This window comes from Exiguobacterium sp. s121, assembly GCF_018617245.1.
GTDB classification, from domain to species: Bacteria; Bacillota; Bacilli; order Exiguobacteriales; family Exiguobacteriaceae; genus Exiguobacterium; species Exiguobacterium profundum.
Genome location: NZ_JACSJV010000001.1, coordinates 292,794 through 315,467, shown reverse-complemented (window position 1 = coordinate 315,467; position 22,674 = coordinate 292,794). Strand labels below are relative to the sequence as shown.

The 22,674-nt window shown below is 47.0% G+C and carries 25 protein-coding genes and 1 riboswitch; of the genes, 11 read left to right on the top strand and 14 right to left on the bottom strand.

The genetic code is table 11. The features are described from left to right. Positions 1–18: 18 nt before the first annotated feature. A complete protein-coding gene (locus tag KOG47_RS01755; protein WP_168169901.1) occupies positions 19–1,050 on the bottom strand; it encodes an iron-siderophore ABC transporter substrate-binding protein in 1,032 nt (343 codons plus the stop codon). 155 nt (positions 1,051–1,205) lie between these two features. Beyond that, entirely contained in the window at positions 1,206–1,799 is a 594-nt protein-coding gene (locus KOG47_RS01750) for an FMN-binding negative transcriptional regulator (protein WP_214690455.1), read from the bottom strand. A 71-nt stretch (positions 1,800–1,870) separates the two neighbouring features. Here KOG47_RS01750 and KOG47_RS01745 point away from each other — a divergent pair, with 71 nt between their 5' ends. Further along, positions 1,871–2,536 (top strand): haloacid dehalogenase type II, encoded by a 666-nt coding sequence (locus KOG47_RS01745; RefSeq protein ID WP_074035810.1) that lies wholly within the window; start codon positions 1,871–1,873, stop codon positions 2,534–2,536. Here the strand turns inward: KOG47_RS01745 and KOG47_RS01740 are convergent. Both KOG47_RS01740 and KOG47_RS01735 read right to left on the bottom strand, forming a co-directional pair. After that, positions 2,533–3,045, bottom strand: coding sequence for a GNAT family N-acetyltransferase (locus KOG47_RS01740; protein ID WP_074035808.1), 513 nt, complete (start codon positions 3,043–3,045; stop codon positions 2,533–2,535). The genes KOG47_RS01745 and KOG47_RS01740 overlap by 4 nt on opposite strands. A gap of 13 nt (positions 3,046–3,058) precedes the next feature. After that, the gene (locus tag KOG47_RS01735; protein WP_159562933.1) at positions 3,059–3,511 is read right to left on the bottom strand and encodes a MarR family winged helix-turn-helix transcriptional regulator; all 453 of its coding nucleotides are present in this window, start codon (positions 3,509–3,511) and stop codon (positions 3,059–3,061) included. Between the two features lie 115 nt (positions 3,512–3,626). Between KOG47_RS01735 and KOG47_RS01730 the strand changes: the two genes are divergently transcribed. Both KOG47_RS01730 and KOG47_RS01725 read left to right on the top strand, forming a co-directional pair. After that, on the top strand, positions 3,627–3,983 hold the full coding sequence (locus KOG47_RS01730) for a DUF2200 domain-containing protein (protein WP_012727286.1): 357 nt from the start codon (positions 3,627–3,629) through the stop codon (positions 3,981–3,983). Next, positions 3,980–4,429 (top strand): DUF1801 domain-containing protein, encoded by a 450-nt coding sequence (locus tag KOG47_RS01725; RefSeq protein ID WP_159562934.1) that lies wholly within the window; start codon positions 3,980–3,982, stop codon positions 4,427–4,429. Before KOG47_RS01730 ends, KOG47_RS01725 begins: the two co-directional genes overlap by 4 nt. An 18-nt stretch (positions 4,430–4,447) precedes the next feature. Here KOG47_RS01725 and KOG47_RS01720 read toward each other — a convergent pair whose 3' ends face one another. Next, positions 4,448–6,157, bottom strand: coding sequence for a methyl-accepting chemotaxis protein (locus KOG47_RS01720; RefSeq protein WP_215243638.1), 1,710 nt, complete (start codon positions 6,155–6,157; stop codon positions 4,448–4,450). A 203-nt stretch (positions 6,158–6,360) separates the two neighbouring features. Between KOG47_RS01720 and KOG47_RS01715 the strand changes: the two genes are divergently transcribed. Continuing rightward, positions 6,361–7,002, top strand: a complete 642-nt coding sequence (locus KOG47_RS01715; RefSeq protein WP_012727289.1) for a TVP38/TMEM64 family protein — start codon at positions 6,361–6,363, stop codon at positions 7,000–7,002. 129 nt (positions 7,003–7,131) lie between these two features. Next, positions 7,132–8,664, top strand: coding sequence for a methyl-accepting chemotaxis protein (locus tag KOG47_RS01710; RefSeq protein ID WP_215243637.1), 1,533 nt, complete (start codon positions 7,132–7,134; stop codon positions 8,662–8,664). A gap of 38 nt (positions 8,665–8,702) precedes the next feature. Here the strand turns inward: KOG47_RS01710 and KOG47_RS01705 are convergent, their stop codons facing one another. From KOG47_RS01705 to KOG47_RS14870, 6 genes are read right to left on the bottom strand one after another with little or no spacing between them, the layout of a single operon-like run. Beyond that, positions 8,703–9,560 (bottom strand): SDR family oxidoreductase, encoded by an 858-nt coding sequence (locus KOG47_RS01705; protein WP_196431240.1) that lies wholly within the window; start codon positions 9,558–9,560, stop codon positions 8,703–8,705. Positions 9,561–9,619: 59 nt separating this feature from the next. Next, the gene (locus KOG47_RS01700) at positions 9,620–10,699 is read right to left on the bottom strand and encodes a universal stress protein (protein ID WP_196431241.1); all 1,080 of its coding nucleotides are present in this window, start codon (positions 10,697–10,699) and stop codon (positions 9,620–9,622) included. Beyond that, on the bottom strand, positions 10,699–11,190 hold the full coding sequence (locus KOG47_RS01695) for a potassium-transporting ATPase subunit C (RefSeq protein WP_214690453.1): 492 nt from the start codon (positions 11,188–11,190) through the stop codon (positions 10,699–10,701). Before KOG47_RS01695 ends, KOG47_RS01700 begins: the two co-directional genes overlap by 1 nt. 10 nt (positions 11,191–11,200) lie before the next feature. Continuing rightward, a complete protein-coding gene (gene kdpB / locus KOG47_RS01690) occupies positions 11,201–13,222 on the bottom strand; it encodes a potassium-transporting ATPase subunit KdpB (protein ID WP_159562939.1) in 2,022 nt (673 codons plus the stop codon). Positions 13,223–13,241: 19 nt separating this feature from the next. Continuing rightward, positions 13,242–14,879 carry a potassium-transporting ATPase subunit KdpA gene (gene kdpA, locus KOG47_RS01685; RefSeq protein WP_196431243.1) on the bottom strand — a complete coding sequence of 546 codons (1,638 nt, stop codon included), beginning with the start codon at positions 14,877–14,879 and terminating at the stop codon, positions 13,242–13,244. Between the two features lie 22 nt (positions 14,880–14,901). Beyond that, entirely contained in the window at positions 14,902–14,982 is an 81-nt protein-coding gene (locus KOG47_RS14870; RefSeq protein ID WP_353047469.1) for a potassium-transporting ATPase subunit F, read from the bottom strand. A gap of 210 nt (positions 14,983–15,192) precedes the next feature. Then, positions 15,193–15,335: riboswitch (cyclic di-AMP (ydaO/yuaA leader) on the bottom strand. A 399-nt stretch (positions 15,336–15,734) separates the two neighbouring features. Here KOG47_RS14870 and KOG47_RS01675 point away from each other — a divergent pair. From KOG47_RS01675 to KOG47_RS01665, 3 genes are all read left to right on the top strand, one after another. Further along, complete coding sequence (locus KOG47_RS01675; RefSeq protein WP_214690451.1) at positions 15,735–16,355, top strand: DedA family protein; 621 nt, start codon at positions 15,735–15,737, stop codon at positions 16,353–16,355. A 106-nt stretch (positions 16,356–16,461) separates the two neighbouring features. Next, positions 16,462–17,379: a TerC family protein gene (locus KOG47_RS01670; protein WP_159562943.1), complete on the top strand. Its 918-nt coding sequence runs from the start codon at positions 16,462–16,464 to the stop codon at positions 17,377–17,379. Positions 17,380–17,466: 87 nt separating this feature from the next. Further along, a complete protein-coding gene (locus tag KOG47_RS01665) occupies positions 17,467–17,628 on the top strand; it encodes a hypothetical protein (RefSeq protein WP_214690450.1) in 162 nt (53 codons plus the stop codon). A 45-nt stretch (positions 17,629–17,673) separates the two neighbouring features. On the opposite strand, the gene KOG47_RS01660 is transcribed toward KOG47_RS01665, so the two are convergent. Then, complete coding sequence (locus tag KOG47_RS01660; protein WP_215243636.1) at positions 17,674–18,390, bottom strand: peptidoglycan DD-metalloendopeptidase family protein; 717 nt, start codon at positions 18,388–18,390, stop codon at positions 17,674–17,676. 199 nt (positions 18,391–18,589) lie between these two features. Continuing rightward, the gene (locus tag KOG47_RS01655) at positions 18,590–19,066 is read right to left on the bottom strand and encodes a DUF305 domain-containing protein (protein ID WP_074035791.1); all 477 of its coding nucleotides are present in this window, start codon (positions 19,064–19,066) and stop codon (positions 18,590–18,592) included. Between the two features lie 168 nt (positions 19,067–19,234). On the opposite strand from KOG47_RS01655, the gene KOG47_RS01650 reads away from it, so the two are divergent. The 3 genes from KOG47_RS01650 to KOG47_RS01640 are packed head-to-tail and all read left to right on the top strand — an operon-like array spanning position 19,235 to position 21,679. Then, on the top strand, positions 19,235–19,573 hold the full coding sequence (locus KOG47_RS01650; protein WP_012727304.1) for a UDP-N-acetylmuramoylalanyl-D-glutamate--2, 6-diaminopimelate ligase: 339 nt from the start codon (positions 19,235–19,237) through the stop codon (positions 19,571–19,573). 25 nt (positions 19,574–19,598) lie between these two features. Further along, entirely contained in the window at positions 19,599–20,273 is a 675-nt protein-coding gene (locus KOG47_RS01645; RefSeq protein ID WP_012727305.1) for a response regulator transcription factor, read from the top strand. Then, on the top strand, positions 20,270–21,679 hold the full coding sequence (locus KOG47_RS01640) for a sensor histidine kinase (protein WP_215243635.1): 1,410 nt from the start codon (positions 20,270–20,272) through the stop codon (positions 21,677–21,679). Before KOG47_RS01645 ends, KOG47_RS01640 begins: the two co-directional genes overlap by 4 nt. Positions 21,680–21,697: 18 nt before the next feature. Here KOG47_RS01640 and KOG47_RS01635 read toward each other — a convergent pair whose 3' ends face one another. After that, positions 21,698–22,642 (bottom strand): F510_1955 family glycosylhydrolase, encoded by a 945-nt coding sequence (locus KOG47_RS01635; protein WP_214690446.1) that lies wholly within the window; start codon positions 22,640–22,642, stop codon positions 21,698–21,700. Between the last annotated feature and the right edge of the window lie 32 nt (positions 22,643–22,674).

Here is a 22,674-nt window from a genome sequence, read left to right as displayed (position 1 = left end):
GTTTCACCTGATTTTGCATCATTTTACTTTCGCAAGGGCATCCGATACGCGTGAAACGTACTCATCAATCGTATATTCAATCGAGAGTGGCGTCGGTGTCCCAGCCGCTGCGAGTGGCGTATTGTCTTCAATCAATACGACCGATCCGCGTTCGATGGCTGGTACTTTACTGTAGAGCGGGTCTGCTTGAAGCGCCTTCAACGTGTCTTCATTTCCGTATGTGACGAAGATGTCGACGTCGTTCAAAATGTCGGCGTTCTCTTTGCTGAGCTCGAGATAGAAGCTATTTGCTTTTTCAGCTTCGTCGACAATGTTTTGTGGGTACTCCATGCCGAGTTCTTCGATGAAGGCACCACGAGGATCACCTGTTGTATAGATATAGAATTTTGAAAGATCTTCTGCGCTCATCGAGACGAAAGCGGCTTTCTTTCCAGCAATCTCAGGAACGGCTGTCGCTTTGTCAGTAATCAACTGCTCCGTGTCTTTGATTAACTGTTCGCCTTCTTCACCAAGTCCCATTGCGAGTGAGTCATAACGAACCATGTCTTGCCATGACGTGACCCAAGGTGTTTCTTGATATGCCACGACCGGTGCGATTTGGCTAAGCGTGTCATAGTCTTCTTGCGTGATGCCTGAGTAGGCGGCCAAGATGACATCTGGATTTGAATCTGCGATTGCTTCAAAGTCTAATCCGTCCGTGTCTTGATAGATGTTCGGGTTCTCTTCGCCAAGCGCTGTCAACTTCTCTGCTGTCCATGGGAGCATCCCGCTATCATCTTGGACACCGTAGTTCGCAGCTGAGAATCCGACCGGTACGACATCGAGTGCAAGTGCGACGTCATGGTTTCCCCACGAAATCGTTGCGACACGCTCTGGTTTTTCTTCGATGACAGTCTCACCGAACGCATGCTCGATTGTGATTGGATATCCTTCTGCTGACTCTTCCGTCCCTTCGTTCGTGGAAGCGTTCTCAGCTTCTTCCGAACCACAGCCGGCTAAGATGAGTGCAAACGCTGAAGCAAAAATAAACATATGTAACCACTTCTTCATTGTCTTGTTCACGTGTTTCTTCTCCTTTTTCAACTTCTCTATTTTCTCGATACTGATAATCATTATCAGTTATGAGTATAGACTTGCTATTCCTTCGTGTCAACTGCTATTCGATATAGAAAAATGAAAAAACCTGTCGTTTTAGGACAGGTTTATCAGGACTTTCGATGTTGTCGCATGACGTCCGCGATCGGTTCATCTTGTTTTTCAAGCTCCGATACGATCCGTTCATGGTCCACGTCGTTTCGGTTTTGGCTTAACTTGAACGTCGCCTGCATATCGGTGATGTCGATCCGAAACCCGACGACGCCGTTCATTTGTCGCTTCACCGGTTCGGATAATGCATCCCAACGCACCGCATGCTCACGTTCGCCTTCATGCTCGTGAAGTAATCCGGCTAGTTCCTCAACCAACTCGTTTTCATTGAGAATCGTCGCACGTCCATACACGTGTATGGCTTGATAGTTCCATGTCGAGACGTCCTCATGGCCATACCATGACGCTGACACGTAAGCACTTGGTCCTTGAAAGATGACAAGAACGGTTTGATCTTCAATTGTTCGCCACTGCGGATTCGCTTTTGCGACATGGGTCGTCAGTTGACCGTTCGCCTCATCGAATCGTAACGGGACGTGCGTCGCAATCGGCTTATCCCCGTCATGCGTCACAATCGTGCCGAACGGATTGGCATGAAGAAATGTATAAATCTCTGCTCGTTCTGTGACGGAATATTGTTTTGGAATATACATGTCGAACCCCCTTTCTCCTATTATATTCTGAACAAGACGGGTATAACGACACAGAAGGAGGGATGTTATTTATGAAACCAACGATTAAAGCCATCGTCTTTGACGTATACGGCACCTTATTCGACGTCCATTCGGTGAAGGATGCCTGTGAACAAGAGTTCCCTGAAAAGGGAGCAGCCATCAGCCAAGTGTGGCGGACGAAACAACTTGAGTATTTCTTTTGGCGGCACATGATGGGACGCTATGAAGATTTCGATACAGTGACCCGGGACGCACTCCGTTACGCATTAGCCGTGCATGACGCACCATTCACAAAGGAAATCGAACAACGTCTGACTGCATCGTATGCGCACCTCACCCCGTATAAGGAGATCGAATCGGTCCTAAAAGAGATGCATGACGTGAAGACCGTCATTCTCTCAAACGGGACGGACGAGATGCTTAAGGCATTGCTTCACAACGCCGGTCTCACCGATTATTTTGATGAGGTTGTCAGCGTCGACGGCATCAAACAACCTAAACCGACGCCTGCCGCCTACATGAATTGGTTCAAAACGTCTGGTCTTCGTCGTGACGAGGTGCTCTTCTTATCGTCGAACGGATGGGACATCGCCGGGGCGAAAAACTTTGGCTTCCATGCGGTCTGGATCAATCGGAATGACTTACCATTTGAAGCATTTGATATAGAACCAGATGCCATCTATCCGAACTTGAACAACTTGTCAGAATGGCTTTAGTCCGTGAACGGCCTCATGAAAATGAGGTCGTTTTGTGCATCCTCTCCCATAAAGAATGTGTGGACACCCGTTTGTCCGAACCCGTTTCGTCGATAAAATTGAATCGCTCTTTCATTGTGTTCCCATACGCCGAGCCACATCTTTCGTTTGTGTAGTTCCTTCGTCAATTCGGTTGCTTGAGTAAATAACGCTTTCCCCACCCCTTGACCTTGAAACGCTTCTAATACGTAGATTCGTTCGATTTCAATCGCATCTTCGCCCATCGGTTCAGATTGAGCATCGCGTACGTTCACTTTCAAATAGCCTGCCAACTCACCTTTTACATGTGCAAAATAAAAATAAGAATCGGGATGTGCCAACTCATGCTGCAACTGCTCAGGCGCATACGCTTTTTCTAAGTAAGCGTTCAAATGTTCTTCTGTGTTGTGACGTGCGAACGTCTCCGTAAATGTCTGGATGCTAATGTGACGTAAGGCTTCTACGTCTGTCACTTTTGAGATTTCAATCATGTTCTCGCTCCTCTCAGTATTCTCGATACTTGCCTTTCTTCACTTCGGTCCAATCTGTTTCAACATTACGTCGTACTTTTTTCAAAAGGCGTAACAACTCCTCACTTTCTTTCTCGTCGAATCCTGATAATGCGACCGATGTAGAATATTCGTGTTCGCGAATGATGAGCGGGTACAATACCTCTCCTTTCTCCGTCACGTATAAACGTCTGATTTTCTGATTATCAAGATCTGGTCGCCTCTCAATCCATCCTTCTTGCTCCAGTTTCTTGATGGCACGTGCGGCGGTCGTCCTGTCTACCTTAATCAACTCTGCTAGCCGTTCTTGAATGATACCTGGGTGTTCAAAAATCCTAACGATGTACAAGTACTTCCCTTTTTCTAAACCGAGTGCCTTGAATTCAATGTTGCTGATTGAATCGAGGGCACGCGCAATCATCCCGATCTCTCGTAAATGGTCATGCATCATGAGACACCTCTGCTTTTTTGTTGCAAATGCAACAAAATACTTTATATAAGCGTATCGTAATTTGTGAGAGAATGGAAGTAAGAATTTTCGCTAAGAAGGAGATGAATGAAAGATGGGTCACCGAATCTATACCACGAGTTTCGCGAGCGTTTATCCACTCTACGTCGCCAAAGCCGAACGCAAAGGACGGACGAAGGAAGAAGTCGACACCATCATCGAATGGTTGACCGGTTACGATGAGACCGGACTCGAACGTCAGATAGCCAATCAAGTCGATTTTGATACGTTTTTCGCTTCAGCACCTCGTCTGAATGAAGACCGCGCCCTCATCAAAGGTGTCGTCTGTGGGGTTCGTGTCGAGAACGTTGAAGAACCACTCATGCGTGAGATCCGTTATTTGGACAAACTCATCGATGAGTTGGCAAAAGGAAAGAAAATGGAGAAGATCTTACGAGGAGGCGAATCATGATGGATGTGACGGCACTCGTCGACGAGGCACGGCTCGATTCATTTATTCATCTGCTCGAGGTCATCGATGATCATTTACCTGGCGGATTTGAAAAAACGACGGACGGACATGGTGTCCATTACGTCGTTCCACTCGATCGATATCCGTCCGGGTATCATGTCACACCGGGGACGCCACTACCGTTTATCAGTGTAATCGCGCAAAAGCGCCATGTCGGACTGTATCACATGGGCATTTACGCCGACCCTGAATTACTCGCTTGGTTCGAACGGGAGTATGCGAGTCGTGTCCCGACGAAACTTGATATGGGGAAAAGCTGTATCCGTTTCAATAACGTGAAGCGAATCCCGTTTGACTTGGTCGGAGAACTCGTCGAGAAGATGACTGTCGAGGAATGGATTCAGCACTACGAAGGACAACGAAATAATAAAAAAGAGTCCGACTAATTTTCGGACTCTTTTCATTTACACAGTAAATCGATTCGTCATCTCTCGCATCTCATCCGCCATATTCGATAATTCTTGAGCGGCTGCCGTAATTTCTTCCATTGATGCCATCTGTTCTTCAGTAGCTGCTGATGTGTTCTCTGTTTCTGTGGCAGTCGATTCAGTAATTCCTTGAATCTCATTCACAGAGTTCAACACTTCTGTCGCTCCCGCCGCCATTTCTTGTACAGCACTGGACACTTCTTCTATTTGTTGCCCGACTTCTTCAATGGCCACTTTAATTTCATCAAACGCAACACCTGTCTGCCGCACGTTCGTCACACTCTGTCCCATATCACCTTCTACGATATGCATCGTCTCTACGGCATGCTTTGTTTCTGTCTGTGTATGATGAATTAGAGAGGAAATTTGTTTGGTCGCATCGGCTGATTCTTCCGCAAGTTTTCGTACTTCTGCAGCAACGACTGCAAACCCACGTCCCTGATCTCCTGCGCGCGCTGCCTCGATTGCTGCATTTAATGCAAGTAAGTTCGTTTGCTCTGCAATTCCTGAAATGGTCCCACTGATTGTACCAATCTCTTGAGAACGAGTATTAAGCTGCTCAATGACTTGTTGCAACGTCTTCACTTTTTCATTCATCGCTTCAAGCTGATGTTCAAGCGTTTCGATTAGCTCATTCCCTGATTGTACTTTGTCCAATGCCCCTTCCGATAATACAGTCATCTGTCGAGCACGATCAGAGACTTGGTGAATGCCATTCGTCAATTCTGAAAGGGTACCATTTGAAGACTTGACCCGTTTCAACTGATGGAGTGAACCCGAAGCGATTTCTTCCATCGTCACAGCTACCATCTCTGTCGCTTTTGTCGTTTCTTCTACGTTATTTTTCAAATCGTCCGATGAAGTCGCCACACGCCCAGCAGTCGAAGTCACTCCACCAATCAACTCTCGTAAACTTTCTTTCATCTGATTGAATGACTGTGCGAGCGCCCCGATTTCATCGCGTGATGTGTATGTGCTATTGACTGTCAAATCCCCTTCACCGGCACGACTCATCAATACGTTCAATTCTTTCACCGGACCAACCACAAGGCGCGTGATGTAGACGCCTAATCCAATTGAAAGCGCAGCTCCCAAAATGACAAGACCCCAAAAGATAAACACAGCACGCTCTCGATCAGACCGCATCGTATCACTGGCCGTTTCCGCATCCACATTCAACTGATCCATAACTTCTTTCGCTGTCTCAACAAGCGCAAGTCGAATTGGTCGTAGTTCTGTTCCATATTGTCGGTAAGCAGATTCATTTTCATTTCGCAATGCAGGTTGCAATACGACGTCTATGCTTTCCAAATATGCGTTCGTCTCCTCATTCAACTTTTCGATTCGACTCATTAATTCAGGATCTTCTGTCGAAATCGAATCATTAAATACTTCGAGATCGGTAACCATACTCTCCCGACGCTCTTCAATATTTTTTTGTAACTCTTCATTTCGAGCACTTTCGGTCGTCAACATTAGTTCTAACAAGTGACTGTCGATTGCACGATTATCGGTTCTCAACTGTCCAATAGCACGAATCGGAATCAATCTCTCTTCGTATATCTTTTCTCCAGCATCAGCCATTCTTCCGATCAACACATGGCTTAACATTGAAATTATGACGAGTGTCACAACAAATAATGAAATCAATACGGTAAACTTCTTTGACATGCTTAAATTTTTCATAACCTTCCCTCCCAATATATTTATCGTGTCGAATTTGTGAATAATGAAGAAATACTTAAAACGTATTGACCTAAGTTTCGATTCGGATAGCTGACTCCTTGCTCCAGCTCGTTACACCTTTTGTAAGCCGGCTCGCATTTATGTTGCATGAAGATGCAGTATACTAACATCAGATACATTCGGTTACGAAAGGAGCGGACAACTTGCCACGACCACTAAAACTCACACTCTTTCTTCTCGTGTTTGGATCTTTGTTCTATATCACCCATTTTCACTATGAGTTGCGTCCGTCTGACATCCGGGACATCGTCTTGTCGTTTGGATTTTGGGGTCCACTCTTCTTTATTTTTCTTTATGCCATCGGTCCGGTCGCATTTTTACCGACATCCGTCCTTTCACTCGGAGCCGGACTCGCGTTCGGCGTATGGCCAGGTGTCCTCTATATCATTATTGGTGCAACTGCCGCTGCGACGACCGGTTATGTGATGGGGCGTTTTTTCGGGCGCTCGGTCATCAACGTCGACCGCTATCCATGGTCAGAGAAACTGTTCACACAAATGGAGCGTCGTGGCTTTTTATATGTATTTGTCCTCCGGCTCATCCCGCTCGTCAGTTTTGACTTACTTAGTTATGCCGGTGGAATCTCACGTGTTCGTTTCCGCGCCTTCGTACCGGCGACCGTACTCGGCATGATCCCAGGTACGTTCGCCTACAGCTTCCTCGGGGCGAGCCTCGCCTCAGGCAGTGTCACCACGATTTTCATTGCCGCGCTCGTCTTCGTCGGCTTGATTGTCGTGACGTACATCTTCCGAGAACCGGTTAAAAAATGGCTTGGATTGAATTGAAATTTTATGAGGGAGAGCTTTATGCTCTTTTTTTGTGCCTTGAACATGTAATTCATATAAACTTCTATACTATTCATCCGATATGTATAGAGCTACAACAAATGAACACGAGAATGTGAGGAAAGAATGATGAGTTTGATCAAAAGAAATCAGTTGATGTTGTTGACGACGTTATTGATTGTGATGACGTCGGTTGTTGTCCATTTGCTACATCGTTTCACGGACTTTGCCTATGCGTATACGGTTCTGCGAAACGGTGCGGACGGTTACGTGTACTCCGGAGTAACATGGGTCTTGTTCGCCCTTCCAATCGTCTTCTTTGGAATGATGATCGTCACAGTTAAGCGAGAATCCGTAGCATTTCCTTATTGGATGATGCTGACACTCACCTTCGCAAGCATCTCGACCGTTGCTGGAGGACAAGGACTTGTTGAATATCACTTCTCCATTTTTGTCGTCTTGGCGATTTTGTCGTTCATGCGTCGCATCGACTTGATTTTGTATAGTGCCGGAATCTTTGCTGTGCAACATCTAGTCGGATACTTTTTAATCCCTGAGATGATTTGTGGAACGAGCGACTATCCGTTCAGTTTACTACTCGTCCATGCCGTGTACTTGATTCTTCTGAGTGTTGTGCTTGTCGCCCAAATCCACTTCCGTAATAACGAGACGCAACATGCCGAGGCACAGGAGCAAGAAACACGACAGTTGTTACAACAAGCGATTCATGATGTCAGCGCCCTCGTTCAATCGTTAAACAGTCACGCCGAAGAGCTTGAATCTGCCGCTAACCAGTCTCTTGAATCTGGTGAGCAAATCGCTGTCACGGTCGACCCGATTGTCGCTCATGCTTCATCCCAACAAGCCTCCATGGTGCAAGGGGCAGATGAAATTCACTCGATTCGGTCTTTGACAGCGCTCATTCAAGAACGAATGGCCCAAACGGCCGCAGCATCCTCGCGCATCGCTAAAGATGCCCTTGCTGGGAACAAAGACATGCGACTAATGGAAACAAAAGTACAAGAAATCATTACCGAATCGGAACAACTCGACCGGATTGTTGCGACGATGTCGAATCGTTCAAATGAAATCCAAGGAATCTTGCAACAAGTCGGTTCGATCAGTGAACAGACGAACATGCTCGCCTTGAATGCATCTATTGAAGCGGCTCGTGCCGGTGAGGCTGGACGAGGATTCGCCGTTGTCGCCTCCGAAGTCGGGAAACTCGCTGTCCAATCGCGTGAATATGCATCCGAGATGACCCGAGTCCTCAGTGGATTGATGGAAGATACGACCGTCGTATCCAAATCAGCGCATCTTTTCAAACAAGCGACCGAAAACTGTCAAACGGTCACGAACGATGTGACGGCTGTCTTTGGCCGTCTTACAGAAGATGTATCAGAAATCGACGAACAAATTGCTTCGATTCAAGAGACACGCCAGCGGGTCACGACACAGATGGAAGCACTCGAAACACGACTTGAATCGACGAAATATGCGGCGAATGAACTTCAACAACAGATTCACCATGTTGCCGCAGCAACGGAAGAGCAAGTCGCTATTCAAAAAGAACTCAGCTCGATGTCGGACCGACTCGCTCTAACCGCGAATTCGCTTGAAGACGTGACGACTCAACTCGAGGATCACGCCACTCGCGCCTAACACAAATGCCCTCGACCAAGTGGTCGAGGGCATTTTACTTATCGGTCGAGCAATTGACGAATTCCTTCTTGAAGAGGTGTGACCGGGCGTCCGAGAACCGGTTCGAAGTCACTCTCATGAATTTCGAGCGTTCCTTGACGAATGCTTCGCTGAATCCCCGCAAGAATCGCAACGACTTCCTCTGGCAATCCAGCCCCGCGCATCGTCTCTTCGTATGCCTCGAGACTCAACTCCTGCATCATCACTTCACGACCTAACACTTCACTGAGCGCGTCTACAAGATCTTGCTGGGTATGAAGTGGTCCTGATAGTTCATAGACCGCATTGTCCTGTTGTTCTTTTAACAGAACATTCGATGCGGCTTCCGCATAATCTTGTTGTAGAGCCCAACCGACTTTACCGTCCCGAGCCGCCGTGATCCATGGCGCCCCGTCAATTACCGCTTGAATGCTTGATAACTCGTTCTCTAAGTACCAGTTGTTCCGTAAGAACGCATGCGGAATACCGGACTCGACAATCGCTTCCTCTGTGACGACATGTGGAGGTGCCATCAAGTTCTCACTGTCTGTCGCATCGGCTAGACTCGTGTAGGCAATGAATGAAACACCTGCCCGTTTCGCCGCCTCAACCGCGTTCGTATGTTGACGAATCCGCGTATCGTTATCGCCATCTGCCGAGATGATCAAAAGACGCTCGACACCTTTGAACGCTTCATCGAGTGTGTCTGGCTGATCAAAATCACCATGTCGCACATCAACGCCACGCTCTTTAAGAGACGCCGCCTTCTCCGGATTCCGTACACTTACAGCGAGCTCACTCGCATCAATCGACTTGAGTAGTTCCTCTACAATTTTCGAGCCGAGTTTCCCCGTTGCTCCTGTGACTAAATATTTCATAAAACCCCTCCTTTGTTCGCATGATTCACTCTTCCCGTTCATACGACCCGTCACACCTGTCACGTTTGATCCGAGACGATATGGATGTCCACCTGCTTCAATTCCCGCATGATGACATTCACAATCGACCCGCGCATGACTTCTTGCCAGCGTGTCCTTGCTGATTGTCCAAGAATCAATTGGGTAATGCGTTTTTCTCGTGCCGTAGTCGTTAAACTCTTCGTTAGTTCTTTCCTCGGTACATTCAAGACAATCACTTCTGCCTGGAATGATGCACCTTGCTCTCGAACTTCTTTTAGAATGGCAGTCTGCTCAGGTGTCAATTTTCTCTCCTCACCATGGAGGACAGACAAGATATAAAGTTTCGCTTTGAGTCGACTCGCCATGCGAAATCCTCGATAGATCAAATGTCTCGCATTGTCATTGAGCTGAATACAGACCATGATCCGCTCTTGGAGGAGCGTCGGATCAGACACCACATTTTTTCGGGTTCGATAGACTTGATCATCGACTTCATCCGCTACTTGTCGAAGCGCAATCTCACGCAGACTCGATAGATTGGTCAGCGTAAAAAATGACGACAGACTTTGTTCAATTTTGTCCGGTCGATAAATCTTCCCTTGTCTCATCCGCTCTTGTAACGTCTGCGGTGTCACATCGACGAGCAGAATTTCATCAGCCTGATTGAGGAACAGATCTGGAATCCGTTCTCTTACCTCTACGCCTGTGATGCCTTTCACGGTCAACAGTAGACTCTCAAAATGCTGAATATTAACGGCCGCATATACATTGATTCCGTTCTCTAACAACACCTGCACGTCCTGGTATCGCTTTGCCCGTACTGAGCCTGGGGCATTCGTATGAGCCAACTCATCAACGAGGACGATATCAGGATGAAACGATAAGATGGTCTCGACGTCTAACTCTTTCAGTTCGTGTCCTTTATAAAATAGCGAAAGAAGAGGGACGATTGGCAAATCGCCAATCATCGCCTCTGTTTCGTTTCGTCCATGTGTCTCAATCAATCCAATCATGACCGAGACCCCTTCTTGCTGACGAGCCCGTGCATCTGCCAACATTTTATACGTTTTGCCTACACCCGGTGCGGCTCCGATATAAAGTCGAAGTTTGCCTCGCATCAGTTCAACTCATCTAGTGCAAGATTCATCATCAAGACATTGACGTACGATTCACCGTCAGCCGTGTCTTGAATGACGCCTTCGACTTCAGCCGTCGCCATCGAACGTGCGTCGCTGATACGATCGACTTGTAACATCGCATGTTCTATCGAGATATGCGGATCAAGTCCAGATCCGGATGTCTCAATCGCTCCCGCAAGTTCGGGATCGTGTTTCGGACGGTCCGGATTACTTTCTGCCATGTTATCGCCGCCCGATTGACCAGTGAGTTGATCGACTGCTGTTGGTCGGCCGTGGAAGTAACCTTCCGAAACGAAAGGTTGTGCGATCCACTTTGATCCAATCTGTTCACCATCGCGTTCGATCAAACTACCTTCAGCTTGACTCGGAAATAGTGCCTGACCTGCTACTGTTAAAGCGAGTGGATAAGCCACACCGCATAAGATCATCGTCAAACTGACGACGATACCTGCTTGTTTTATAGAAGACATTCGGTCCACCTCACATGAATAAGTTTAAGACGATGTCGAGCGCTTTGATTCCCAAAAACGGGACAATCACACCACCGACACCATAAACGAGTAAATTTCGACGTAACAACTTCTCGGGACCGACCGGGTCGTAACGAACCCCTTTCATCGCAACTGGAATGAGAAGTGGGATGATCAAGGCATTGAACAAAAGTGCGGCCAAGATGGCTGACTCAGGTGAGCCGAGACGCATCACGTTCAACCAATCCATCTCTGGGATAAATGCAACGAACATAGCCGGCAAGATGGCGAAGTATTTGGCCACATCGTTCGCAATCGAGAACGTCGTCAAAGCCCCGCGTGTCATCAGTAACTGCTTACCGATTTCGACCACTTCAATGATTTTGGTCGGATCCGAATCTAAATCAATCATATTCGCCGCTTCTTTCGCGGCCTGTGTCCCCGAGTTCATGGCGAGACCGACGTCTGCCTGTGCGAGCGCCGGGGCATCATTCGTACCGTCCCCCGTCATTGCGACAAGATGACCTGCTTTTTGTTCTGCTTTGATGACACGAATCTTATCTTCTGGTTTACATTCCGCTACGAATTCATCGACACCAGCTTCGCGTGCAATCGTCGCGGCCGTCAACGGATTATCTCCCGTGCACATGATGGTCTTGATTCCCATCTGACGCAAGCGATCGAAGCGTTCACGCATACCCGGTTTCACCGTATCTTTCAAGTGAATCACGCCGACAATCCGTGCATCTTCTGAGATGACGAGCGGAGTGCCGCCTTCTTTCGAAATCGCATCGACTTGATCCTGTAAGTCGCTCGGAATCATCCCACCTTGAGCACTCACCCAGTTAATGACGGCGGACGCCGCACCTTTTCGGACACGTCGACCGTCTGCCAAGTCGAGTCCCGACATACGTGTTTCTGCTTTGAATGGAATGATCACCGCATCTTGTTTCGGTGACTCATCTAATTCTCCCCAGCGTTCTTTTGCAAGCGTCAATACAGAGCGCCCCTCTGGTGTCTCGTCTTCCAAAGACGTCAAGACGGCGACTCCAAGCGCTTGCGAAGCTGTGATTCCTTCTACTGGAAGAACTTCAAATGCCATCCGGTTTCCGAACGTGATGGTCCCCGTCTTATCTAAAATGATGGTTCGAATGTCTCCAGCCGCCTCAACGGCTTTCCCGCTCATCGCAATGACATTGAATCGCGTGACCCGGTCCATCCCGGCAATCCCGATGGCGGATAAGAGTCCACCAATCGTTGTCGGAATGAGACAAACGAGAAGTGCAATTAAAATGGGTGGTGACAATTGGAAGCCGAGATAGTTCGTAAACGCAGGGAGTGTCAAAACGACGAGTAAGAAAATCATACTGAGCGAAACAAGAAGCAGGGACAAGGCAATCTCATTCGGTGTTTTTTGACGTTTCGAGCCCTCGACAAGGGTAATCATCTGGTCAAGGAACGATTCACCTGGGTTGCTTGTAATCTCGACCTCAATCCGGTCACTGACGACAAGCGTTCCCCCGATGACGGAAGAGAAGTCTCCGCCAGACTCTTTAATCACTGGCGCCGATTCTCCTGTAATCGCAGATTCATCAATCGAAGCAAGCCCGGCGATAATTTCGCCGTCTCCCGGCAGGTAGTCTCCGGCGCGCACTTCGACGATATCTCCTTTTCGAAGGAGCGACGAAGCGACTTCCTCAATCCCATCTTTCACAATTCGACGTGCCATCACATCATTTTTAGATGCTCGAAGGGTAGCTGCCTGCGCCTTCCCTCGTCCTTCTGCAATCGCTTCGGCAAAATTGGCGAACCATAACGTGACGAGCAAAATGAGCGTCACTGCCAAGTGAAATCCTCGCATCTCGTCCGACAGCATCGTATAAACGAGCGATAATAAGAATCCGCCCCATACGAGGAACATGACCGGTTGTTTCACCATCGTCCGTGGATCTAGTTTTTTGACTCCGTCCCACATGGCAGGAACAATCAAGCTCGTGTCAAAGCGGCGTGTCTGTTTTTCTAGTTCATTCATCTTCTATTCTCTCCTATGTTCAACGTATCATGAGCCATTCGGCGAATGGTCCAAGCAACAACACTGGTAAAAAGGTCAAGGCACCGACAATGACAATCACACCGAACAGAAGTGATGTAAATAGCGGCGTGTCGGTCCGAAGTGCCCCATCGTCCGTGACACGTGGTTTCATTTGAAGACTACCTGCCATCGCCACCATTAATAAAAGCGGAATATATCGACCGAAGAACATCGCAAAGCCTGCCGTGATATTCCAAAACGGAGTCGCATCCAATAAACCTTCGAATCCGGATCCGTTGTTGGCGACAGCGGATGTATACTCATACAAGATTTGTGAAATCCCATGAGGTCCAGCGTTCGTGATGGCCTCTTGTCCTGGCTGTACGACGAGCGCCAAAGCCGTAAATCCTAAAATAAGAAGTGGCGAGACAAGAAGCGTTAACGCGACAAGTTTCATCTCGCGTCCTTCGATTTTCTTGCCAAGCACGGTCGGCGTCTGTCCAATCAAGAGGGCCGCAACAAAAATGGTGATGATCACATACATCATCAAGTTCATGAAACCGGCACCGACCCCACCAAAGACAACGTTCAACATCATGTTTCCCATCAAGATGATGCCGCTAAGAGATGGAAGCGAGTCGTGCATCGCATTGACTGCGCCAGTCTCAGCAGCTGTCGTCACCGCGCCGTAAAGCGCTGTACCAATTGCCCCGAAGCGCATCTCTTGTCCATGTAAAGAGGGGTTCGAGTACAAAGTGGCGTACATGGCCACTGTTCCAATGACGAACAAGAAAAGCATGACACCAAAGTAAAGGAATCCTTGTTTTCGTTTCTTCGCCATCGACCCGTAGATGAACGGCAATGACATCGGTAATAAGAGCATCAAGAAAAGATGGATGTAATTCGTCCACTTGCTTGGGTTTTCAAATGGATGCGCACCATTTACCGCATAGTAGCCCCCACCGTTATTCCCGAGCTGTTTGATGACCTCAAATGATGCGATCGGTCCTCGTTGAATCGTTTGGCTCGCCCCTTCGAGCGTTGTGACGACAGCATTCGGACTAAGGGTTTGTGGGACACCAAACGCAATCAACCACATACCGAAAAATAAGCTGATTGGTAAGAGCACGTACACGATGACGCGTACAAAGTCGAAATAGAACTGACCAATCTGCTTTCCAAGAATCGCTCGAATGAAAGCCAGCGCCATCGTCAATGCCATCGTTGGCGCCACGAACATGAGTGTCGATAAGACGAACATCTGTGATAAGTGAGAGAGCGCCTCACCTGAATAGTGCTGTTGGTCTGTATTGGTCATAAAACTGATGACCGTATGGAATGCTAGATGCCAGTCTAAGTTGACGGCCCCATTCGGATTGAAGGGCAACACTCCTTGAAAGCGAAGCAACACATAACCAATCAATAAAAATAGTAAATTGAGTGTCAAAAAATCTTTTGCATAGCCAAACCATGTTTGCTTTTCACGCTCATTTATTCGAAGGCGACGTGTGATCCTCGTCTCGAGCGCTTTCCCTACATAGTTTGGTCGTTCTTGAATCGGTACAAACCGCCGTCCAATATAGCCACCTAACATGGCACTGGCTGTCATCGTGATTGTGATGAGCAAACTCAACGTGATGATGAATGTAACCCACATCGTTCGTCATTCTCCTCTGTCTTTAAAATTTTTCTGGTTTTAGTAATGCAACGGTTAAGTAAGAGAGATACCCAATTCCAATCGCTAAAAGCACGATATACATGTCGTCACCCCTGTTCATTCCAGTGCATCCGATCAATCGAACGAATCATCACATTCATAGACGCCACTAAACCAATGAGTAAAGCAATTGCGAATAAATCAACCATATAATAACCTCTTTTTTCATTTTTTTACTTTATTTAACATTAAAAAATATACAAAAAACCACAGGAGCAAGAAACGGCTCCAGTGGCATATCACTGCATGAGTCGGATCCCCCTAATAACGCCTACGAGGTTAGCTGTCGGATTCGGGCTTGCCTAGGTTGGCCCTACCTCACTTGAGGATTCACCCCAGTCCAGATTGGACAGTGGGTCCCCCGCTTCCGTCTCCGGAACTCGGCGAAAAGATTTCAACAATACGTATGAAGTTGATGAGATGGATGTTACTCCGATTCAAAATGACTGTAAATAACTTTTCATAAAAAATTTTTTAACTTAAATTGTCAGATTTATCCGAATGATTTTTGTGAAATGAATATGATTATTTATAAGTTTTTTTATTCCTAGTTTCTTCATACTTAATTTGCAGTTCAGAAAATCACGCATCGAAGTCACTCCGTATATTTGTGGTCACTTCTGCGATATATGTAAGAATAATCACTTTCAAGTGAGTTTGACCTTGAAATTACTCTTTCGTGACATCAAAAAAAATCGTTTGAAAACACTTTACATCTTAGGATGGATGTCCAAATCGTCGTCATTCGACTTATTGTTGATGGAGAATATGAATTAGGTAGGAGACGATCACGGTATGGAGCAATGGATTCAACAAATCATTGAACAGTTTGGTTATTTCGGAGTCATGTTTCTTATTTTTGTTGAGAATGTGTTCCCCCCAATCCCATCCGAATTAATCTTAATTTTTGGCGGTTTTTTCACAACTACAACCACACTCAATCCTATTTGGATGATTGTTGTGGCAACAGTCGGAGCACTCCTCGGTGCCGTTGTCCTTTATGGGATTGGACTTTTACTGGACCGAGAACGTCTCGAGTCATTCATCACCCGTTACGGCAAAAGAATTTATCTGAAAATAGAAGATGTTCGAATGGCTGATCGCTGGTTTGATCGATTCGGTCCAAAATTAGTATTCTTCGGTCGGTTCGTTCCCGTCGTACGCAGTTTGATTTCGATTCCAGCCGGTATGTCGAATATGCCGTTCCTTCAATTTATCGTGTTGACGACATGCGGGACGCTCATTTGGAATACGGTACTCATTTTTATTGGTGTTGTAGTCGGCGAGAATTGGCAAGTTTGGTTAGGGTATATCGAAATGTATTCACATGTGATGTATATGTTTTTAGGATTCACAATAATCGCTGTTGTCGGTTGGACGGCTCGCATAGTGTTAAGAAGACGCTCTACACATTGACCACTCCTTTTCGAGTGGTTTTTGATTTTTACGCTTGACTTTGAGTTCTTATGAACTTAAATTAAATATATAGAAGTTCATATGACCTTAAAAGGAGGAATTGTTGTTGACCCTACTCATCGGGTTCTTACTCATCGTCATCTTCATGCTCGCACTTGACCTCGGGGTGTTCCACCGTAAAGCGCACGAAGTCTCGCTCCGCGAAGCATGGACATGGACGTTTGTCTGGATTGGGATTGCCATCGCATTCGGAGGATGGTTGTTCTTCACGCAAGGAAGTACAGCCGCAACGGAATATGCGAGCGTCTACTTTATCGAAAAGGCACTCGCGATTGATAATGTCTTCGTCTTCTCACTTGTTTTTGCCTATTTCGCCATCCCACTCAAGTATCAACATAAGGTACTATTCTGGGGGATTCTCGGAGCGATTTTCTTCCGCGCTGTCTTCATCGTCGCTGGCGTATCCCTTTTAGAAAACTTCGGTTGGGTCTACTACGTGTTCGGAGCGTTTCTCGTTTATACAGGATGGATGATGTATAAGAATATCGGGAAAGACGAGTCACTTGAAGAAAACAAGACGATTCGTTGGCTCGAGCGACGCCTCCCCATCACACAGGACATCTCATCCGGGAAGTTCACGAAGCGCATCAATGGGAAGTTGTTCTTCACGCCACTCTTCATCGCGCTCATCTTCATCGAATTGTCGGATATCGTCTTCGCAGTCGATTCGGTCGCCGCGAGTTTCGCGTATTCACGTGACCCGTATATCATCTTCTATGCGAACATCATGGCGATTCTCGGACTTCGTAGTCTCTACTTCGTCCTCGCCAACTTGATCGACCGCTTCTACTATTTGAAACACGGTCTCAGCTTCATGCTCGTCTTCATAGGGGCGAAGATGATTTTCGGTGATGTGTACAAGATGCCGATTTGGATGTCTCTTGGAACCATCGTTCTCGTCATCTTGATTAGCGTCCTCTATAGTTTCTACAAAACGAAACCTGGTTCTTCCAAACACGTATAATGAATCAATCAGTCCATTTCGTCGGTGTTCTTTCTTTGAAAATCGGTTAATCATTGAGGTGCACAACTACAGAAAAGGGGATTCAATATGTTTGATCGGATTGGCCTCATGAGTATCGGTCTCGTCTTCGGGATCATCCTCATGTTACTCTTCAACAACCTGTTCGGATTGGTGTTCGGTGTCGTCGTTGGTGTCAGCCTCATTGCCGCCAACCAAATCGAGCGAAACAAACAAACGACATGGCATTAACCAAAAAGCACGCGCTCCCATTGTTTGAGAGCGCGTGCTTTTATGTCAAAACATTGTATACGGATTGATACTGTTAGCAGGAGATGAACTGCTATACACATAGCTGTTCCGATGCACTTCGAAGTGGAGATGATTCCCGAACGAGTTACCGGTATTCCCGACCGTTCCAATCGTTGCTCCTTTTGCTAACGTTTGTCCTGTAACGACATTGAGGCGATCAAGGTGTGCGTATACAGTAATATATGTTTGTCCATTCAACTGATGGCTCATCATGATGTGGTTACCGTAAGCCCCATAGTTCCGAGAAACGATGACTTTTCCATAAGCGGCTGACACGACCGGTGTTCCTCTTGGAGCAGCCAAGTCGATACCGTTATGGAACGTATAACCGTACTGCCCGCTCGCCGGACCATACTTTTGTGTCAACGTCCCTTTTGTCGGGATGATCATTTTCGCAGTCGATGTGGTTGAAAGCGTGGAGACACTGTACTTCTTCACATATGTACTGGATACGTAGCGGGATGTCCCGTTGAAATTGATTTTTGTCCATCCCCCGCTCACGCCGAGATATTTGAAGGATTGTCCCAATTTCGCACTGCCGACGATTGCATACGTCGTGCCCGGGCCCGAACGGACGTTTAAACTGTTAGTCATGACTTTGACATAATACGTGGTAGCAGCTTCAGCCGGGGTACCTGTCGGAGTGAAGATTCCGACTGTGAGAAGAACGGCACAGAAGAGAGAGAGCATCTTTCGTTTCATGATGTGGTAAATCCTTTCAATTATGTATTTAAATTTTTATTTTTTATATTATCTAACTGAAAAAATTTTACCACCAAAACGAACCGACAAATATGTCATTTATATTTCAAATAAAGGAAAACAAATTATAACTTACTTTCTTTATTTTTCCTTTTCAACATACAAAAAATGCACAGCCGTTTTCGACTGTGCATGTCTGTTACTCACGATTTTCCTCGGCGTTCTCCTCTTCATCCTCTAAATCTTCAATCAATCGCTTCATCTCTTCAATTTCACGGCGCTGTGCCTTGATGATTTCTTCAGACAATTCTTTCACGCGTGGGTCTTCAATTTCAGCGCGTTCACTTGTCAAAATGGCAATCGAGTGGTGAGGGATCATCGCTTTCATCCAACTGACATCATCGACGGTCGTCTGGCTACGTACGAGCCAAAGCGAGGCACTGAAGACGAGAGCACTGACCCCTAGGATGATAAAGTTAACTGTTTTGTTCTTATACATCCCCCACATGAAGAGAAGCATGACGAACGCCATGACCGATCCCATGATGAGTGCCATGTACAACCTCGTCTGACTAAAGAAGATATGATTGAACTGAAACACGTTCAAATACATGAGCCAATACATAATGAATGTCGAGACCGCAATCATGATTCCAAATTTACCGTACTGTTTCATCTTATTCATCCTTTCTTATTGTGCGTATAAAAACTCTTTTTCCTACTTGTTCTATACTCAAACCCGCCTATTTCTCCGTCTAATCGTACTCTTAACGCTTTTCACTTCTTTTTCACAAACATCGGGTACACTAGTGAAATTGAGTTCATGCAAGGAAGGAGAACGATGATGCAAGAGCGGACATTGCGTGACGTACTGGCAACACTTGATTCTGTTTTATCTTGGTCCTATCTCGATCACCCGGAAGAAATGACAATTCGCGGAATCGGAACGACACCAGAAAAAATAAATAAAATGTTTTTATATATATGCAAGCGCCCAATCAATGAACGTGGCGTCGATTTAGTGAGGGCCGCCATCCGAAATGGTGCAGTAGCCATCGTCACGGATCGACCGATTGACGCGAGAGTACCCGTCATTTACTGTCGAGACGTCGAACGCGCACGTGAACAACTACAGACTCTTTTCGCCATGGAAGGAAATCACGCAAAGCACACGGAACGATAATAATAAGAGGAAGGAGGAATGCAAGATGAAGATTCTCATCGTAGACGATGAAGAAAAAATGAGACATTTGATTCGTTTGTTTCTTGAAAGTGACGGCTACTTTTGCATCGAGGCGAGCGATGCCCGTTCCGCACTCGACAAAATCGAAGAGCGACCGGATCTCGTCCTTTTAGATATTATGATGCCAGAAGTAGATGGGATCTCACTTTGTCGTCAGTTAAAGACGATGGATCCGGCATTACCTGTCGTCTTGTTGACGGCACGTTCAGACAATGAGACGACCATCCAAGGATTAGATGCTGGAGCGGATGATTACGTCACCAAACCGTTCGATGGGAACGTGCTCCTCGCTCGTATTCGTGCCGTCTTGCGCCGGACCCGTGTCGTCAACATCCAATACGGACCACTACGTTACGATGAGGAGAGCGGACGCGTTTTGTATGAAGAACAAGAGATTGTCCTCACACCAAAAGCGACGGCCATCTTAAAATTGTTCCTTCAGCACCCGAATCGCCTCTTCAACCGACTAGATTTGTTTGACCTTGTCTGGCCCTATTCTGCAGAATCCGACCCACGCACCGTTGATGCGCATATTCGTATGATTCGAGAAAAGTTAGGCGATGCAGGATTCCCGATTGATGATTATTTAAAGACGGTATGGGGACGTGGCTATCGATGGACCGAGGAGCGTTCCGGATGAAGCGAGGTCGTAACAGTCTACCGTTTCGCATCAGCCTCGTCTTTCTTCTATCCACCCTATTGATTGAAGGTGTGTTGTTTCTTCTCCTCTATCACACGCTTCTCGGTGAACGTGTTGTAGAAGAAATCAATCGCCTTGAATCTCGGGCCGAGAGCCATGCGAGCGTATTAGCAATGAATTTTTCCGAAGAGACGATTGATCATGTAGCGACTATGGAAAGTGAGACCGATACGAAAGTCGCCATCACTGATCCCACGCATCATCTTCTTCAGACTTCACGCTTCTTTCCCCAAGTCCTTGCCGATACAGTCGATTCGAAAAAACAAACTGGCTCCTTCGACGACACGACTGTCCTAGAGAACGACTGGGAAAACGAACCGTATTTGATCGTTCGTACGCCAATCACAGATGATACCGACAGACGGTATGGATACGTCTATATGTTTTTACCGACTGAAATCATTCATGGAATTAGCCATCGGCTCCAGTGGCGATTCCTATATATCACAGCGATCGCGCTCGTGACGACCGTCTTGACGTTCATCCTCTTGAGTCGATTGATTTCAAAACCGATCCAATCATTAAAACAAGCAACGGAGAATGTATTGACAAACCCAGACGATTTACAGTTACCGACCAATCGTGTCGACGAAATCGGTGAATTAGCGCGTGCCATCGAATCGATGTCAGTGGAACTATCCAGACTACGGCGGGAACGTCGTCAGTTCTTATCCGACCTATCGCATGAAATCAAGACCCCTCTCACGTACTTGAGGGGTTACGCCGAAATCGCTTCGAAAGAAAGTACGCCCGAATCGTTACGCAAGCAATCGATTCAGACAATCTTAGATGAAAGCCGGTCGCTCACAGAACTCGTCGAAAATGCGTTTCAACTGGCACAGCTCGATGAGAACACGTTCTTATTGCATCGAGAAGAAGTGACCGTCACAACGTTTTGTGCGGACTTACGTCGAATGCTCGATACAATGTTCCGGATGACGACGATTCGCTTCGATGCTTCGTCGAACGCGGGACAACAAGACATCGCTCTTACATTGGATCGGCACCGGATGCTCCAAGTCTTCCGCTCAATCGCCCATAATGCGATTGAGCATAGTGAGGCCTCACATGTCTCCCTGCGTTCAAATGTCACGGACACTCACCTGATCCTGACCATTACAGACAATGGGAAAGGCATTCCCGAAGAAGATTTACCGCACATTTTTGACCGCCTGTATCGTGTGGAAAAATCACGGTCCCGACAGACTGGCGGGAGCGGCCTCGGACTCGCCATCGCTGACCAAATCGTCAACCGTCACGGTGGAGAATTGACAGTCACGTCTGATGTATCGGGCACTTCTTTCACCGTCACGATTCCACTCGACAAAAAGACGCCTATCCTATAATGGAAAGGCGTCTTTTAATCAATTGAGCTCACCTTTGTCGAGGCGCATCTCCCATTCCCCGTCTGTAAACTCATATACGCTGTTATCCGATGTGACAAGCAACATGCGCTCCTCGTTGACTGCCAATTCGATTGGCACAACGTCCGCTTGAAGCTCTGGAAGATTGAACGTCTCTGTCGACTCATCGTCTAAGTTGAAACGAACCCCTTCGAAAGAACCATCTGTCTGTCGTACGTATGCCAGCTGCCCCTCATCCGCTCCGACCGTGACAACTTGTTCTGCTTCAACAAGTGGCTCGAACGAATCTCCAGAGTCATTCGAAACGAGGATGCCGGACGGCCCGTACAAGAAGACGCGCTCCGCATCCGTCGCATCGGCGACGATTCCTGCCACTTGCGCTTCCTCTATCCCTTGTACCTGCATCGGTTCAAATGATTTCCCACCATCGATGGAACGATAAAATCCCGGCTCTAGCTCCGAGGTCGCTTCCTCCAAATAAACGTAGAGTGTACCTGTGGCATAACCGGCACTCATATAGTGGAAATCTGCCTCGCCTTCAAGCGACCGACTCTCGAGTACCGCCCCATGATTTTTTCCATGCATGACCCCAAGTGGATTTTTGAAATCTGTCCGACGATCGGGGTGACCGCTCGCATAAAATCCATCCTCGACGACTTCAAATCCCATGTAGTCATGGCGATTTGTCGGCAGCGTATACCAACCATCTTCTCGATATTCCATCAATCCGGCATGCGTCGCGATGACAAGACGTTCGTCGTCTTGCCAAAATCCAGCTCCGTGGATGTGGGAGACCGTTTCATCGGATCCCACACGTTGCCACTCGTCTTTTGTAGTTGTCGTCACATTCTCGGATTGACTCGTGTCCGACGGTGCGTCTTCTGTTCCACACGCCGACAGGAGCAGTGGAGTCAGGAATAGTGATAGCATTAACGTTCGTTTCATCTCGATCCCTCCATCATTAGCATCCCATCTAG

Bases quoted from the DNA above. Each gene is read 5' to 3' on its own strand.
- KOG47_RS01755 (WP_168169901.1), bottom strand. From the start codon at position 1,050: ATGAAGAAGTGGTTACATATGTTTATTTTTGCTTCAGCGTTTGCACTC.
- KOG47_RS01640 (WP_215243635.1), top strand. From the start codon at position 20,270: ATGAAGCGAGGTCGTAACAGTCTACCGTTTCGCATCAGCCTCGTCTTT.
- KOG47_RS01650 (WP_012727304.1), top strand. From the start codon at position 19,235: ATGCAAGAGCGGACATTGCGTGACGTACTGGCAACACTTGATTCTGTT.
- KOG47_RS01705 (WP_196431240.1), bottom strand. From the start codon at position 9,560: ATGAAATATTTAGTCACAGGAGCAACGGGGAAACTCGGCTCGAAAATT.
- KOG47_RS01720 (WP_215243638.1), bottom strand. From the start codon at position 6,157: ATGAAAAATTTAAGCATGTCAAAGAAGTTTACCGTATTGATTTCATTA.
- KOG47_RS14870 (WP_353047469.1), bottom strand. From the start codon at position 14,982: ATGTATATCGTGCTTTTAGCGATTGGAATTGGGTATCTCTCTTACTTA.
- KOG47_RS01695 (WP_214690453.1), bottom strand. From the start codon at position 11,190: ATGTCTTCTATAAAACAAGCAGGTATCGTCGTCAGTTTGACGATGATC.
- KOG47_RS01635 (WP_214690446.1), bottom strand. From the start codon at position 22,642: ATGAAACGAACGTTAATGCTATCACTATTCCTGACTCCACTGCTCCTG.
- KOG47_RS01675 (WP_214690451.1), top strand. From the start codon at position 15,735: ATGGAGCAATGGATTCAACAAATCATTGAACAGTTTGGTTATTTCGGA.
- KOG47_RS01710 (WP_215243637.1), top strand. From the start codon at position 7,132: ATGAGTTTGATCAAAAGAAATCAGTTGATGTTGTTGACGACGTTATTG.
- KOG47_RS01730 (WP_012727286.1), top strand. From the start codon at position 3,627: ATGGGTCACCGAATCTATACCACGAGTTTCGCGAGCGTTTATCCACTC.
- KOG47_RS01740 (WP_074035808.1), bottom strand. From the start codon at position 3,045: ATGATTGAAATCTCAAAAGTGACAGACGTAGAAGCCTTACGTCACATT.
- KOG47_RS01665 (WP_214690450.1), top strand. From the start codon at position 17,467: ATGTTTGATCGGATTGGCCTCATGAGTATCGGTCTCGTCTTCGGGATC.
- kdpA (WP_196431243.1), bottom strand. From the start codon at position 14,879: ATGTGGGTTACATTCATCATCACGTTGAGTTTGCTCATCACAATCACG.
- KOG47_RS01735 (WP_159562933.1), bottom strand. From the start codon at position 3,511: ATGCATGACCATTTACGAGAGATCGGGATGATTGCGCGTGCCCTCGAT.
- KOG47_RS01660 (WP_215243636.1), bottom strand. From the start codon at position 18,390: ATGAAACGAAAGATGCTCTCTCTCTTCTGTGCCGTTCTTCTCACAGTC.
- KOG47_RS01645 (WP_012727305.1), top strand. From the start codon at position 19,599: ATGAAGATTCTCATCGTAGACGATGAAGAAAAAATGAGACATTTGATT.
- KOG47_RS01750 (WP_214690455.1), bottom strand. From the start codon at position 1,799: ATGTATATTCCAAAACAATATTCCGTCACAGAACGAGCAGAGATTTAT.
- kdpB (WP_159562939.1), bottom strand. From the start codon at position 13,222: ATGAATGAACTAGAAAAACAGACACGCCGCTTTGACACGAGCTTGATT.
- KOG47_RS01725 (WP_159562934.1), top strand. From the start codon at position 3,980: ATGATGGATGTGACGGCACTCGTCGACGAGGCACGGCTCGATTCATTT.
- KOG47_RS01655 (WP_074035791.1), bottom strand. From the start codon at position 19,066: ATGAAACAGTACGGTAAATTTGGAATCATGATTGCGGTCTCGACATTC.
- KOG47_RS01745 (WP_074035810.1), top strand. From the start codon at position 1,871: ATGAAACCAACGATTAAAGCCATCGTCTTTGACGTATACGGCACCTTA.
- KOG47_RS01700 (WP_196431241.1), bottom strand. From the start codon at position 10,699: ATGCGAGGCAAACTTCGACTTTATATCGGAGCCGCACCGGGTGTAGGC.